A 13,644-nucleotide genomic window follows, 5' to 3' on the forward strand; every position below is an offset into this window, starting at 1 on the left:
GCGCTGGATGTGCCTTCGCTTTTGGTTTTTACGGAAACGGCCCCCATCCTTATCCTCTGCCCGCAAGCGGGAAGAGGAAGGCATCAGCGTCGTGCCACTCTCCTCTCCATGAACTGGAAGGAGGTCCCGGCTGGAGAATGAGGGGGTGATTCTGGCTTCGGCCGTTTCATCCGAAAACCGCTCCTGCTGCTGATCTGCGAAGGTGATTCGAGGCGCGTACCCGGGAGGGCCTGCTGTTTGACGGGAGCAAAAGAAAAGGGCGGGAAATCCCCGCCCTTTCCGTTTTCCCTGATCCGTTGTCTTACCGCAGGCGGCCGCTGGCGTGGGCCAGCATGGTGTAGACCTTGCCGGTATCGGAGGTGAGATAGGTCTGGGTCATGATGTTGTCGCGGTCGGTGCGGGCAACATCCTTCAGCAGCTTCTCGAAGTCCTCGCAATAACGGTCGACGGCGGCGCGGAACTCGGCCTCCGCCTGATACTTGCGGCGGATGTCGTCGAAGGTCTGCTGGCCCTTGAGCGTATAGAGCCGGCGCGTGAACACGTCGCGTTCGCCACGGCGGTAGCGGTTCCACAACTCGATCGACGCTTCATGGTCGATGGCCCGGGCGATGTCGACCGACAGCGAGTTGAGCGATTCCACCACGTGCAGCGGTGAACGCTCGGCCGGCTTTGCCGCGCGCGCCGTATCGGCCGGCTTGGCTCCGTCATCCCGCGAAGCGCCGCTCAGCAGGTCGCGAACCCAGCCGCCCTGTTGCTGCGGGCGGGTTTCGCCTTCGCGCAGGGCCGTTTCCGAACGCTGGTCGGTGTCCAGGGCGCCACGCAGGGCGGTGCCGCCGAGCGGATTGGCCGGGGCTGCCGGCTGTGCGGGCGAAGCGGCCCGGCGCGGCGGTTCGGCCGGTTGCGGGGCAGGGGCCGGTGCGGGGCGCAGGTTGCCAGACTGCGGAGTGTCCACGCTGCGGCCGGACTTGGCCACGATGGCGGACAGTTCCTTGAGCGCGTTGATCTGCTCGGAAACGGCGCGGCGGATCGCCGTCGTCGATTCCTTGGCCTCGGCCGGCATCTCCACCACGCCGCGCTTCAGCTCGGCGCGGGTGAGGTCCAGCTCGCTCTTGATGGAGGAGGCCGTCTGCCGCATCTCCTCGGTGGCGTCGGCGAAGCGCTTGGTCGCGGCCTCCACCACGTCGCCGATGGAGGAGCGGATCTTGTCGGCCGATTCCAGCGTGCGGCTTTCGGCGGTCTGCAAGGTGCGTCCCACCAGCGCCTCGAAGGACTTCATGACCTTTTCCAGGTCCTCCGACTTCTTCACCAGACCGACGGCGAGGTCGTCCAGCGAGGTCTGGCGCTCCAGCGTGTGCTCCAGATTGCTCTGGGCCGAGCTGAGCAGTTCGGACGCGCTGGACAGCAGGCGGCTGTGCTCGTCGAACTTGGTGGCGATGGAGGCCACCTCACGCAGCGTGGTGGACGACAGTTCGGTCAGGCGCGAGGTGTTGGAGTCGACCAGGCGCGCCGAGCTTGCGAAGGTCTGCGCGGCCTTTTCGGTGGTCGCGGCGAAGCTCTGCGTGCTGCCGGCCAGCTTTTCGTCGATCTCGCCGAGATTGGCAGCGGCCTGCTCGATGAGCTGGCCAAGCCCCTGGCTCGACGCGCCGAGGCGGCCGATGAGGTCGTTGATGTTCTCCGCGAGGGTCGCCCGCGCGTTCTCCACCGCAGACAGCGTTTCCGCCGTGCGGTTGGCGAGCGCGTTGGACAGCCTTGCATTTTCCTGGCGCAGCTTCTCCGTCGCCCGCTCGGTCGCTTCCTCCATGCTCTTCTGCAGTTCGGAGCCGCCATCGGCGAAACGCTCGACCAGCGGACGCGCCGTTTCGTCAAGGATGCGGGTGATCTCGGCCGAACGCGTGGCCAGCATCTCGTTGAGCTCACGCGTGTTGGTGCCGATGGTCTTCGCCGCCTCGTTGGTGCTCTGGCCGATATGCTGGCCGACGGCGCTGAAGGTTTCGGCGATGGTGTTGGCGCGCGCCACCAGTTGGTTCTCTGCCTGGGCGACCTGCTCGTCGAGCTTCTCGCCCATCGCTTCGGCGGAGCGGGCGAGGCGGTTCTCGACGCTCTCCACCTTTTCGCCGATGCGGCTGGCGACCGTCTCGGCACCTGCGGCAAGACGCTCGTCGGCGCCGGCAAGGGCCGCTTCGATCGAACGGGCCTGATCGGCAAGCGCCTTGCCCGTTTCGCTGGCATGCGCGGCCACCTGCCGCTCCGTCTCGGCGAAGGCGCCGACGATGCTGTCGGCGTGCTGGCCGATGGTCGAAGCCGTCTCGGCGATGCGCGACACCATGCGGTTGTCGGCCTCGTCGAACACGCGGGCGATCTCGCCGGCGCGGCTGCTGAGGGTTTCCGAGCCTTCCGTGATGCGCTGCGTCAGCTTCTGGTCGGCCGCGTCGAAGATGCGGCCCATCTCGGACGCACGGTTGGTGAGGGCTTCCGAACCTTCGGCGATGCGGGCCACCAGCTTCTCGTCGGCGGCGTCGAAGATGCGGCCCATCTCGGCGGCACGGCCGGTGAGGGCTTCGGAACCTTCGGCGATGCGGGCGATCAGCTTCTCGTCGGCGGCATCGAAGATGCGGCCAAGGTCGGCGGCGCGGGCGGCCAGCGCCTCGGCGGAGTCGCCGATGCGGGTGCTGAGGCGGGCGTCGGCATCCTCGAAATTGCGCAGGATGTCGCCGGCGCGGGCGGCCAGCGATTGCGCCGTCTCGATGGCGCGCTGGGCAAGGCGCTGGTCGGCAACCTCGAAGCTCTCGACGATGGAGCCGGCCCGGGCGGCCAGGCTGTCGGCGGTTTCTTCGGCGCGGGCGATCAGCATGGAAGACGTGTCTTCCGCACGCGTGGCCAGACGGCCCTCGGCCTCCTCGAAGGCGCGGGAGATGTCCTGCGCCCGGGCGAGCAGGGCGGCGGACGTCTGTTCCGCGCGCTCGGCGATCTGGCGATCGGCATCGGAGAAGGCCATGCCGGCCTGCTCGTTGAGCGCCGCCGTGACCTCCAGCACCTTTTCGCGCAGGGCGCTGGCAACCGACACGGCGCTCTTTTCCAGCACGCCGCGGATGTTGTCGACGCCGAGCGACAGGGCCCGCTCCATGGTTCCCGTGCGTTCCTCGATCACGCCGGTCTGGCGCTGGAAGGCATCCTCGATGCGGGTGATGTCGCCGGTGATCGAGTCGGAAATGCGGGTGCTGGTCGAGGCGATGCGATCGATGTGGTCACTGACGGCGGCATCGATCTCGCGGCGGGCATCCGCCAGCTTGTCGACCTGGCCGGCCAGCGCGTCCTCGATCAGGCCGCGGCTCTGGAAGATCTTCTCCAGATCGGCCTCAAGGGTGCGCTGCAGGATGTTGCGGCCTTCGGCCAGCTTCTCGACCTGCGTGGCAACCAGCCCGTCGATGCCGGCGCGGCTTTCGGCCAGCTTGGCGAGGTCTTCTTCCAGCACGCGCGACAGGGCGCTGCGGTCGATGGCCAGCCGGCCGGCATGCTGCTCGATGAGGGTGTTGACGCGTGCCAGCTCGGCATCCAGCGCCTGCGAAAGCTTGGCGCGTTCCTCGGCCATCTTGTCGGCCTGGTCGGCGATGGCCTGCTGGATGGTGCCGAGGTCGCCTTCAAGCGCGCGCTTGAGGAGATCGCGACCCTCGGCCAGCTTCTCGACCTGTCCGGTGACGAGGCCATCGATGCTCGAGCGGCTGTCCGCCAGCTTGGCAAGGTCTGCCTCCAGCGCGCGCTTGAGGATATCGCGGCCCTCGGCCAGCTTCTCGACCTGGGCGGCGACGAGGCCGTCGATGCTCGACCGGCTTTCGGCCAGCTTGGCAAGGTCTTCTTCCAAAGCCTTGGCCAGTGCCGCGCGCTCCTGCACCAGCCGATCGGCATGGGCGCCGACAAGGCTGTTGACGTTGCGCAGGTCGTCCTCGAGCGAGGTCGAGAAGCGCTCGCGCTCGCCGACGAGCTGCTGCGACTGCTCGGCAATCACGTTGCGGATGGTGTCCAGATCGCGTTCGAGTGCGGCCTTGAGGATATCGCGGCCTTCGGCCAGCTTCTCCACCTGCCCGGCGACGAGGCCGTCGATGCCGGCGCGGCTCTCGGCCAGCTTGGCAAGGTCGTCTTCCAGCGTCTGCGACAGCAGGTTGCGATCTCCGGCCAGCTTTTCCGAATGATCGGCGATCATGCGGTTGATGTTGGTGAGGTCGGTTTCGAGGGCGCGCTTGAGGATATCGCGGCCTTCGGCCAGCTTCTCGACCTGGCTGGCGACCAGACCGTCGATGCCGGCGCGGCTTTCTTCCAGCTTGGCGATGTCGGCTTCCAGGGCCTGGGACAACAGGCTGCGGTCGCCGGCCAGCTTCTGGGAATGATCGGCGATCAACTGGTTGATATTGGAGAGGTCGGCCTCCAGCGCGGCCTTGAGGATATCGCGGCCCTCGGCCAGCTTTTCGATCTGCCCGGCGACGAGGCCGTCAATGCCGGCACGGCTCTCCTCCAGCCTGGCGATGTCGGCTTCGAGCGCCTGCGAGAGCTGGCCACGGTCGCCGGCCAGCTTTTGCGAATGATCGGCGACCATGCGGTTGATGTTGGCGAGATCGGCTTCCATGGCGCGGCGCAGGATGTCGCGGCCCTCGGCCAGCTTCTCGACCTGTCCGGCGACGAGGCCGTCGATGCTCGAGCGGCTTTCGGCCAGCTTGGTCAGGTCGGCTTCCAGCGCGCGCGACAGGATGGTGCGGCCCTCGGCCAGCTTGCCGACATGTCCGGCAACCATTTCATCAATGTTTGCACGAGCTTGCACGAGTTTCTGCGAGTCTTCATGCAGGGAATCGGCCAACCGCCTGCGGCCTACCTCCAGCGTTTCGAGGTGGGTGCCCAGCGAGGCGTCGATGGCGGCGCGGGATTCGTTGACCTTGCGCAGGTCTTCTTCGAGCGCCTTCGAGATGAGATTGCGGCCTTCGGCCAGCTTCTCGATCTGGTTCGACACCATGGTGTCGATCTCGGCGCGCCCTTCGGCGAACTTCGCAAGGTCGTCATGCAGGGCGGCGGCCATGCGTTCACGGCTCTCGGCCATCTCGATGCTGTGCTGGCGCACCGCTTCGTCGATGCCGGCGCGGGCATCGGCCAGTTTCTCGATGTCCGCGTCGAAGGCGGAGGAGACGGTGTCGCGAGCCGCCTCGAGGCGGCCGGCGAAGTCGCTGGCGCGGGCTTCCAGCATGGTCGAGGTCGAGGAGATCAGCTCGGCCATGTCGGTGCCGATCTGGCTGCGGCCCTGATCGATGAGCGAAGACAGCGAATCCTTGCCGGAGGTGAAGGCCTCGGCGATATCGCGGGTGCGCTCGGCCAGCGTCTCGTTGATCTGGCGGGCACGGGCCTCCAGCGCGGCATTGAGCTTCTGCGTTCCGGTGTCCAGCGCCTCGGCGCGGGTCTCGAACTCGCTGATGAGCGCCTGGCCGCGCTCGGCCAGCGTGCGCTCGATGCCGGAAAGGCTCGCCTCGAATTCGGAGGTGAGGGTGCGTGCGGCGCCGCCCAGCAGGGAGACCATGCCGGAGGTGCGGTCGTCCAGCAGTTCGGTCAGCGAACGGGTCAGGCCGTCGGCGCTGTCGGTCAGCTTGGCGATGCGGGTGTCGAGCAGGGAGGCAAAGGCCTCGCCCGAAGTCGACAGGCGGTCGGTGATGGAATCCAGGCGGCTCTCGACCGAGTCAAAGATCGTCATGGAGCTTTCGTTGATGCGATCGATCAGGCTGTCGCCCGAAGACGTGATCGTCATCGTAAGCTGGGTCGAGGCGCCCATGATGCTTTCGCGAATGGCGTCGCCCGCAGAATTGATCTCCTCGCGCAGCGTTTCATGCGCCCCGGCGATGGAGGCCCGAACGCGCTCGGCATGGCCGATGACGGCCTCGCGCTCGCTGCCCAGACCGTCGACGAGCGAGCGGATGCGCGCCTCGTTCTCGGAATAGGAGCGTTCGATCTGGTTGACCTCGCTGTGGACGAGCGTTTCCAGCTCGACAGCGCGCGCCAGCGTGCGCTCGATACCTTCGCCCATGGCGGCGACCTCGCGGCGCACCGCCTGGCCAAGCATCATGACGCGATCCTGGGCGAGGCTTTCGGGCTCGGCGAGGCGGAAGGCCATTTCGGTCATCGACTGTGCCGCGAGGCGCATGTCCTGCGCGCGGCGCACCATGGCGGCGAAGGCCCAGAACAGGACGATCGGCAGCACAGTCGCAACCAGGAAACCGATGAGCTGCGGGCGGGCCAGGAACTGCTCGAAGGAGCGGACCTGCCAGACGTCGGGGCCGAACACCAGATTGGCGAGCGCGGCCGCGCCGGCCACCCAGGCCAGCGACAGGAACGCCACGACCCAATAAATGGTGTTGGGCGCGCGGCGGTTCAGATTGTGGAGGAGGGACTTGTAGTCCTTCTGGCGATCGTCGTTGGCCGGGGCGAAGGCGGCCGGCTGCGTAGCCGGCGTTTCCACGGGGCGAAGATCGGCGGGTTGGGGCTGCGGCTCGGGTTCGGGCTCGGGCTCGGGGGCAGGCGGGGGCGCCGCGGCAACGACAGCGGCCGGCTGGGCTTCCTGTTCCTGCTTCTCCTGCGAGGTGCGGCTGGCCCGTGCCAGTTCGTCGGCCGCCTCCGCGATCTGCGCCTCCAGGTCTTCCATGGAGGCCGCGATATCGAGATCCTCGATATCCGCAGTGTCCAGATCAAGCTCCAGATCGAGGGCTTTTTCGAGTTCCTGGGCCACGTCCTTGTCGAGGGACTTCGCCGTCGTGGTTTTCTTCGCCATGCCTTCGCTACCCTGTACTAGCTGCGTGGAGCGTCTTGTTTTGGTTTTTCACGCCCTGCGGAGAGGCCAAATATGGAGCCTCGTATCGTAATGACACAGGGGGGTAAATAAAACATGCATTCGTGCTGATGCGTAAAACTTTAAATATAAGGTTAACGGCCATGTGAGGCCGAAACCGCGGAAACGGTCGTTTTTCCGGTAGGCGGGGGCATCGGTTCTTAACCTGCTGTCCATCGGTTCCTGTCACATTGCGCGCCACCGCGGCCATGCCGGTCGACGCAGATCGGGAGTTGGGAGCTTGAATAAAGGCGGCCATGTGGCCAGTTCGGGACAGCCCGACGAAAGCTGTGGGAAAGTCCCTTCCGGCCCCATCGATCTTGCCCATCTGGAGCGCCAGACGATGGGCGACAGGGACCTGCAACGCGAGGTGCTGGACCTGTTTGCCGGGCACCTGAGGATGGTGTGGTCCCGAATCGGTGATGCCTCGGCCGAAGACCGGGCCGCATTGGCGCACGGGCTCAAGGGCGCCGCGCGCGGCATCGGCGCCTTCGCGCTTGCCGATTGTGCCGATGCGATCGAACGCGAACCGGGATCGGCGCACAATCTGGCGCGGCTCGGCGAGCTCATGGAAGAAGTCCTGGCTTTCGTCTCGCGGCCCGGCTAGGCGAATTTGTCTCCTGGCGCCATGGAATGGCGGTCTTGCGCCGCAGTTGACTTGGGCGAAGGAGTGATTATCTCCGCGGTGTCTTCCCCCTCAGGTGACTAAATGACCAAGCTGACATTCATAGCCCATGACGGCACCCGCTTTGACGTCGAAGCCGAAAACGGCTCCACCGTCATGGAAAACGCCATCCGCAATTCCGTTCCGGGCATCGAGGCCGAATGCGGCGGCGCCTGCGCTTGCGCCACCTGCCATGTCTATGTCGACGAGGAATGGACGGACATCGTCGGCGAGCCCGAGGCCATGGAAGAAGACATGCTCGATTTCGCCTATGACGTGCGTCCGAACTCGCGGCTGTCGTGCCAGATCAGGATCAGGGACGAGCTCGACGGTCTCGTCGTGTCGGTTCCCGAGCGGCAAGGGTAACGGGTTTTTCTGCCGGACGGGATCGCCCGGCGTCGCACCAATGCGGCCGGCAGCTCATTCGGGCATGATCGGCGCCTGCGAGGCGTCATAGCCGCGCAGCGGCTTCTGCGGCATGAAAGCGAAGACCAACAGCCCTGCCGCCAGCATGGCCGCCGTGGCCAGGAAGATCACCGAAAACGAACCGTGAGGGCCGGCCAGTTCGGCCGCCATCGCGCCTTCGCCGGCCAGCGGCAGATCGTTGCCGAGGGCGATGGCGCCCAGCGCCGCCACGCCGATGGCGCCGCCCAGGGAACGCAGGAAGGTCAACAGGCCCGTTGCGACGCCGAGATGCTGCCTGTCGACCGCGTTCTGCACCGCGATGGTGGAGACCGGGAAGATGGTCCCGATGCCGGCGCCCACGATTGCCGTGGCGATCTCCACTTCCAGCAGCCCGGCGTGGTCAGCCAGATAACCCAGGATGCCCAGGCTCAGAATGGCACAGGCGATGCCGATATGGGCGATGCGCTTGTAATTGACCAGGCGCGGCACCAGGCGGCCGCTCATGCCGGCGCCGACGACTGTGCCAAGCAGCAGGCCCAGCATGGCGAGGCCGGTGTCGCCCGGTGACATGCCCAGCGTCGCCTGCATGTAGACCGGCAGATAGACGGCAAGGCCGATGCTGCCAGCCTGCAGCAGGAACATGGAGAAGGTTCCCGTCAGCACCACACGGTTGCCGAGCACGGCCAGCGAGACCAGCGGTTCGTTCGCCATCCGCAGCCGGAGGCCGAACAGGAACCAGATCCCGGCCGATCCCGCCAGCAGGCCGATGATCTGCGGATCGCTCCACGCATAGCGGTTTCCGCCCCAGTTGACGGCAAGCAGCAGCAGGGAAGTGGCGATGATGAGCAGAAGCGCGCCCCAGCCGTCGATGCTGTGCGTCGTGCCGGCTATGGCCAGCTTCTTCAACGGTTTGCTGGTTACGGCGATGGCGAGGATGCCGAGCGGCAGGTTGATCCAGAAGATCAGCGACCAGTGCAGATGCTCGGCGAAGCCGCCGCCCAGCAACGGTCCGGCGATGCTGGCCACCGCCCATGTGCCCGAAATCCAGGCGGCATAGCGCGCCCGCTCCAACGGCGGCACCAGGTCGCCGATCACGGTCTGGGTCAGCGCGAACAGGCCGCCGCCGCCCAGCCCCTGCACGGCACGCCCGGCAATCAGCACGAACATGTTCGGCGCCAGCCCGCATATGACGGAGCCGGCGAGGAAAATCAGGATCGCCGCGAAGATGACGGAGCGGCGGCCGTAGATATCGGAAAGCTTGCCGTAGAGCGGGGCCACGGCGGTCGCCGTCAGAAGATAGGCCGTCACGATCCACGACAGATATTCGGCATGGCCGAGCGAGGCCGCTATGGTGGGCAGAGCGGGAGCAACGATGGTCTGGTCGAGCGCGGCCAGAAGCATGGACAGGAGAACGCCGGCGATGATGACGTTCTTTTCGCGCTCGCTCAGCGAGAAGCTGGGCACGGCCCCTTTCGTTTGGCCACCGATCGGCTGGTCCATTGTTATTATTCTCCGATTTTTTGGTGCGGTGGTTCCTGGTGAACCCTAGCTCTGCCGGCCAGCTTTATCCATGCGCTCGATGCGGTAGCGCAGAAGGCGGAGCAGCCGGCTTTCGAAATTGATGGTTTCGACGCGGTCGAATTCGAGTTGCGCCTTGTCGTGGCGGTCAAGAATCCGGGTCGAGATTTCCTTAGCCCTGGCAGCGGCGGCTTCGCAAGACTTGAAACGCCCTGCCTTCCTCAGCGACTGCTCCATCTCGCGGGCATGCGCCTTGGCGATCTCGACATGGCGGTCCTCGTGCCGCTTGATGTCGGCAAAGAGCGTGTCCCAGAAGATGCGTACATCCCCATCCGCCCGGCTGCGCTGCCGCCATCTGGGCAGGACGACGCGGGCTTTCACCGTGGTGTCGGCCGAGACGATGCGGCAGTGCCGGCCATCATTGGCGTAGCCGATCTTGGTGGTGAAATTCATGCGCGTCGCGCCGGGATGACGAAGTCCGGTCGATTTCACATGCGGCCCGCGTTTCGACAGTTCACTTTCGATCTGGTCGTAGGTGGTGCCGCCGACGCCGAAATAGCTGTAGCTTTTGGCAACCGTCTCGGCTGCCGCCGGAGCCGCCATAGCGGCAAGGATCATCAGGGGAAGGAAAATTTTCTTCATAATGTTGTCTCTGGCCGCACCTTGCGTTACGGCGGCATTTGGCGCAACGGAAATCGGCTATTCGCCACAGACTGAGCGGCAAGCATGATGAGACGATGGCATCTGGCGCATGGACGCCATATCGATCTCGGCGCTCGTGCCGTGGTCATGGGCATATTGAACGTGACCCCGAACAGTTTTTCGGATGGCGGCCGCTACAACTCGTTGGACGACGCCGTGGCACAGGCGCGCCTGATGGTCGAGCAGGGCGCATCGATCATCGATGTGGGCGGCGAATCGACCGGACCCTCGGCCGCGCCGATCAGCGCGCGCGAGGAACAGGAGCGTGCCTTGCCGGTGATCGAGGCGTTGGCCCCGCTCCACGGCACGCTGATCTCCATCGACACCTATCGGGAAGAGACGGCACGGCTGGCCGTGGCGGCGGGCGCACATATCGTCAATGACGTCTGGGGCCTGCAGCGCGAGCCGGGCATCGCGCGGGTCGCCGCCGAAACCGGGGCCGGGCTGGTCATCATGCACACCGGGCGCGGGCGCGAGAAGCTTGCCGACCCGATCGAGGATCAGTTCCTGTTCCTGCGCCGGTCGCTGGAAATCGCCCATGAGGCCGGCATTGCCGACGAGCGCATCGTGCTCGACCCCGGATTCGGGTTCGCCAAGGAGACGCCGGAAGACAATCTCGACCTGATGGCGCGCTTCGAGGAACTGCATGCACTGGGTTTTCCGCTGATGGCGGGCACCTCGCGCAAGCGCTTCATCGGCGTGGTCACCGGCCGCGAGGCGCCGCATCGCGATGCCGGGACGGCAGCCACCAGCGTCATCCTTCGCCTCAAGGGCGCGCAGCTTTTTCGCGTCCACGATGTCGCAATCAACATGGATGCCCTGGCCGTCGCCGATGCTATGCTGACGCGTCAAGCTCATCTCTCCGCCCGGTCTGGACAATAGACATGTATGTCATCCGCATGAAGAATTGCGCCTTCTTCGCAAGGCATGGCCTCCTGGACGAGGAGGAAAGGCTCGGCCAGCGCTTCTATGTCGATGCGGTGCTGCATGTCGAGCCGAGCAAGCCGCTCGAAGCCGATTCCATGGACGCCACGGTCGACTATGGCGTGGCCTTCCAGGTGATCGAGGAGATCATCACCGGCCGCCGGCGCTTCCTGATCGAGGCCCTGGCGCATGAGGTCGCCAAGGCGCTCGCGGCGCGTTTCCCGCAAATCCAGCGCGCCGAAATCACCGTCCGCAAGCCGAACGCGCCGGTGCGCGGCGTGCTCGATCATGTCGAGGTGACCGTTGCCTGGCCCCAATAGCCGCGTCTTCCTCAGCCTCGGCGGCAATCTCGGCGATCCGGAAAAATCGATGAGAACGGCGCTCAGGCTGCTGGACGCGCATCAGCAGGTGGAGGTGAGGGCCGTCTCCTCGCTCTACCGCACGCCGCCGTGGGGAAAGCTGGACCAGCCGGATTTCCTGAACGCCGCCGCCGAGCTTTCCACCACCTTGCAGCCGCATGAATTGCTGGAACTGTGCCTGGAAACAGAGCGCAAGCTGAAGCGGGTGCGTGAGGAGCGCTGGGGTCCGCGCCTCATCGACATCGACATATTGGTGTTCGGCGACCGTATCATCCAGGAAACAGGGCTGGAGGTGCCGCATCCGCGCATGCTGGAGCGCGCCTTCGTGCTGGCGCCGCTCGCCGAGATCGCACCTGACCTCGACGTCGGCGGCCGGCGCATCGACGGGCGGCTGGCGGCTGTCGACACTGCCGGCATTGAGCGGCTTGCCTCCGGCCGGGAGTGGTGGCGGGCCTGAGCGGACCGGCCTTCCGGCTCAGCCGGCGAAACCGCCGCCGTCGAGAAAAGCTTGCTCCTCGGGCGTCGTCTCGCGGCCCAGCGGGCCATTCCTGTGCGGAAAGCGGCCGAAACGCTCGATGATGTCGCGATGGTCCACGGCATATTCGAGATAGCTCGCGGCGTTGGCCTTGTGGAGTTCCACCGACAGCTTCTGGTCGGCGAGATTTTCCGAATGCTCGAACGGCAGGTAGAAGAAGACGCGAATCTGCTCGTCCACCGCCAGGTCATGCCCGGCCGCCACGGCCTTTGCCGCGAAATGGCGGGCCAGCGGATCGGTCGCGAACATGTGGCCGGTGCCGCGGAAGCAGTTGCGGGGAAGCTGGTCGAGCAGGATCATCAGGGCGAGCGCGCCTTCCGGCTCCTCGATCCAGTGGTCGAGTTCGCGGCGCGCGGCGGCATAGTGCAACTCGAGGAAGCGCGCCCTGAAATTGGCGTCGAAGGCAACGTCCTTGCGGAACCATGCCTCGGGGCCGGATTTACGCCAGAAATCGGTCACCATATGCGGGTCGGCAGTCGAAATATCCATGTCGGCTCCTGTCTTTGATCGAACATCGGATATGGAAAGCGGATCCGATGCTCCCGTTCAATCGCGAAGGATCATGCGGTCGCCGCGCACGTCGAAGCCGGACAGCGAGCCGATGAAGTTCATGCCGAGCAGGCTTTGCCGCAGGGCGCCGGGCGCGGCGATCAGTATCGGCATGTCGCGCCGCACGATGTTGCCGACGGCGATCTCGTCCGCGCGCACGGCCGAGGCATTGGTGATGCCGTTGGCGGTGGAGACCGGAACGGTGTAGCGCAGCGATACGACGTCGAAGCCCGCCGCGCGCGCATCCTCGGCGCTGAGCACGGTGGTCGTGGCGCCGGTATCGACCACGGCGTGCACGGGTCTGCCGTTGATCTCCAGCCGGGCCTCGAAATGGCCGCTGCGGCCCTTGTCCAGCGTCACGGTGGGGCGGCCGTCCTCTACGCCTAGCATCAACGGGCTGCCGGGGATCAGCCCGGCGGTGACACGATTGCCGAAGTCCTGCAATTCATAGCGGTACTGGTAGCCGGCAATCAGGGCCAGCACGATCAGGACCCACAGGCCGAAGCTGCGGGCCATATCGCCGAAGCGGTGGCCGGAGCGCAGAATCCCGGCGCCGATCACCGCGGCGAGCACGCCAAGCCATATGAGATTGGCGAAATCCTCGTTGATGAAGCCGAGCGTGCTTCCCGAATCGTGGTTCAGCATCAAAAGCACCACGGCCACGCCGATGACGACGAGGATGATCCACAGGCCGCGGCTCATCGGGAGGCCTCCGCCCGTTCGCGCGCCATGCGGGTACGACGGGTTTCGCGGCGCGGCTTGCGTTCCACGGTTTCGAGCCGGGCGGGCAGCAGGGCCATGATGTCGCGTCGCTCTTGCGGGGTCATCGAGAGCCAGCCGGAAATCTCGTCGCGCGTGCGCCCGCAGCCGAAGCAGTAGCCGGTTTTCATGTCGATGGAGCAGACGAGAATACAGGGCGACTCAATTGCCGTCATGGTTGTTCCCTTGGGCACCGGACCGAAAATGGGAATCGGTTCTCGAAAAATATCCGATGTCCGGACAAAGAGCAGGCTTCCATTCCACATGGTGCACCCGGCCGGGCGATGCAAGCCTTTCCGCCGCCGTCACCTTTTGCCGTTTTTGGCGATCGCGGTTGTCAGTCGGGCATGACGGGGCTATGCGGACGGCAGTTTTG

Annotated in this window: 11 protein-coding genes; 5 read left to right on the forward strand and 6 right to left on the reverse strand. The window is 65.8% G+C overall.

Going from position 1 to position 13,644, the window contains the following annotated elements; translation table 11 throughout:
- Positions 1 to 301 precede the first annotated feature (301 nt).
- Positions 302 to 6,796: an apolipoprotein A-IV repeat region-like domain-containing protein gene (locus ABID37_RS01845; protein ID WP_354192280.1), complete on the reverse strand. Its 6,495-nt coding sequence runs from the start codon at positions 6,794 to 6,796 to the stop codon at positions 302 to 304.
- 298 nt (positions 6,797 to 7,094) lie between these two features.
- On the opposite strand from ABID37_RS01845, the gene ABID37_RS01850 reads away from it, so the two are divergent.
- Both ABID37_RS01850 and ABID37_RS01855 read left to right on the forward strand, forming a co-directional pair.
- Positions 7,095 to 7,460: an Hpt domain-containing protein gene (locus tag ABID37_RS01850; RefSeq protein ID WP_354192281.1), complete on the forward strand. Its 366-nt coding sequence runs from the start codon at positions 7,095 to 7,097 to the stop codon at positions 7,458 to 7,460.
- A gap of 102 nt (positions 7,461 to 7,562) precedes the next feature.
- Positions 7,563 to 7,883: a 2Fe-2S iron-sulfur cluster-binding protein gene (locus ABID37_RS01855; protein WP_354192282.1), complete on the forward strand. Its 321-nt coding sequence runs from the start codon at positions 7,563 to 7,565 to the stop codon at positions 7,881 to 7,883.
- 54 nt (positions 7,884 to 7,937) lie between these two features.
- Here the strand turns inward: ABID37_RS01855 and ABID37_RS01860 are convergent, their stop codons facing one another.
- Both ABID37_RS01860 and ABID37_RS01865 read right to left on the reverse strand, forming a co-directional pair.
- Entirely contained in the window at positions 7,938 to 9,422 is a 1,485-nt protein-coding gene (locus tag ABID37_RS01860; RefSeq protein ID WP_354192283.1) for an MDR family MFS transporter, read from the reverse strand.
- 45 nt (positions 9,423 to 9,467) lie between these two features.
- Complete coding sequence (locus ABID37_RS01865) at positions 9,468 to 10,082, reverse strand: DUF922 domain-containing Zn-dependent protease (protein ID WP_354192284.1); 615 nt, start codon at positions 10,080 to 10,082, stop codon at positions 9,468 to 9,470.
- 84 nt (positions 10,083 to 10,166) lie between these two features.
- On the opposite strand from ABID37_RS01865, the gene folP reads away from it, so the two are divergent.
- The 3 genes from folP to folK are packed head-to-tail and all read left to right on the forward strand — an operon-like array spanning position 10,167 to position 11,882.
- Positions 10,167 to 11,024 carry a dihydropteroate synthase gene (folP, locus tag ABID37_RS01870; protein WP_354192285.1) on the forward strand — a complete coding sequence of 286 codons (858 nt, stop codon included), beginning with the start codon at positions 10,167 to 10,169 and terminating at the stop codon, positions 11,022 to 11,024.
- 2 nt (positions 11,025 to 11,026) lie between these two features.
- Positions 11,027 to 11,386 carry a dihydroneopterin aldolase gene (gene folB / locus ABID37_RS01875; RefSeq protein ID WP_354192286.1) on the forward strand — a complete coding sequence of 120 codons (360 nt, stop codon included), beginning with the start codon at positions 11,027 to 11,029 and terminating at the stop codon, positions 11,384 to 11,386.
- On the forward strand, positions 11,370 to 11,882 hold the full coding sequence (gene folK, locus ABID37_RS01880; RefSeq protein ID WP_354192287.1) for a 2-amino-4-hydroxy-6-hydroxymethyldihydropteridine diphosphokinase: 513 nt from the start codon (positions 11,370 to 11,372) through the stop codon (positions 11,880 to 11,882). Before folB ends, folK begins: the two co-directional genes overlap by 17 nt.
- 18 nt (positions 11,883 to 11,900) lie before the next feature.
- On the opposite strand, the gene ABID37_RS01885 is transcribed toward folK, so the two are convergent.
- Genes ABID37_RS01885 through ABID37_RS01895 form a run of 3 tightly spaced genes read right to left on the reverse strand, consistent with a single transcriptional unit; the run spans position 11,901 to position 13,444 of the window.
- Positions 11,901 to 12,449 (reverse strand): DUF924 family protein, encoded by a 549-nt coding sequence (locus tag ABID37_RS01885; RefSeq protein WP_354192288.1) that lies wholly within the window; start codon positions 12,447 to 12,449, stop codon positions 11,901 to 11,903.
- Between the two features lie 57 nt (positions 12,450 to 12,506).
- A complete protein-coding gene (locus tag ABID37_RS01890) occupies positions 12,507 to 13,211 on the reverse strand; it encodes a TIGR02281 family clan AA aspartic protease (protein WP_354192289.1) in 705 nt (234 codons plus the stop codon).
- Entirely contained in the window at positions 13,208 to 13,444 is a 237-nt protein-coding gene (locus ABID37_RS01895) for a DUF1289 domain-containing protein (protein ID WP_354192290.1), read from the reverse strand. Before ABID37_RS01895 ends, ABID37_RS01890 begins: the two co-directional genes overlap by 4 nt.
- Between the last annotated feature and the right edge of the window lie 200 nt (positions 13,445 to 13,644).

It is taken from the genome of Aquamicrobium terrae (assembly GCF_040545735.1).
GTDB classification, from domain to species: domain Bacteria; phylum Pseudomonadota; class Alphaproteobacteria; order Rhizobiales; family Rhizobiaceae; genus Mesorhizobium; species Mesorhizobium terrae_A.

What these genes read in the sequence shown, in the direction of transcription:
- ABID37_RS01845 (WP_354192280.1), bottom strand. Translation starts at nt 6,796, where the DNA reads ATGGCGAAGAAAACCACGACGGCGAAGTCCCTCGACAAGGACGTGGCC.
- ABID37_RS01855 (WP_354192282.1), top strand. Translation starts at nt 7,563, where the DNA reads ATGACCAAGCTGACATTCATAGCCCATGACGGCACCCGCTTTGACGTC.
- ABID37_RS01860 (WP_354192283.1), bottom strand. Translation starts at nt 9,422, where the DNA reads ATGGACCAGCCGATCGGTGGCCAAACGAAAGGGGCCGTGCCCAGCTTC.
- ABID37_RS01865 (WP_354192284.1), bottom strand. Translation starts at nt 10,082, where the DNA reads ATGAAGAAAATTTTCCTTCCCCTGATGATCCTTGCCGCTATGGCGGCT.
- folP (WP_354192285.1), top strand. Translation starts at nt 10,167, where the DNA reads ATGATGAGACGATGGCATCTGGCGCATGGACGCCATATCGATCTCGGC.
- folB (WP_354192286.1), top strand. Translation starts at nt 11,027, where the DNA reads ATGTATGTCATCCGCATGAAGAATTGCGCCTTCTTCGCAAGGCATGGC.
- ABID37_RS01885 (WP_354192288.1), bottom strand. Translation starts at nt 12,449, where the DNA reads ATGGATATTTCGACTGCCGACCCGCATATGGTGACCGATTTCTGGCGT.
- ABID37_RS01890 (WP_354192289.1), bottom strand. Translation starts at nt 13,211, where the DNA reads ATGAGCCGCGGCCTGTGGATCATCCTCGTCGTCATCGGCGTGGCCGTG.
- ABID37_RS01895 (WP_354192290.1), bottom strand. Translation starts at nt 13,444, where the DNA reads ATGACGGCAATTGAGTCGCCCTGTATTCTCGTCTGCTCCATCGACATG.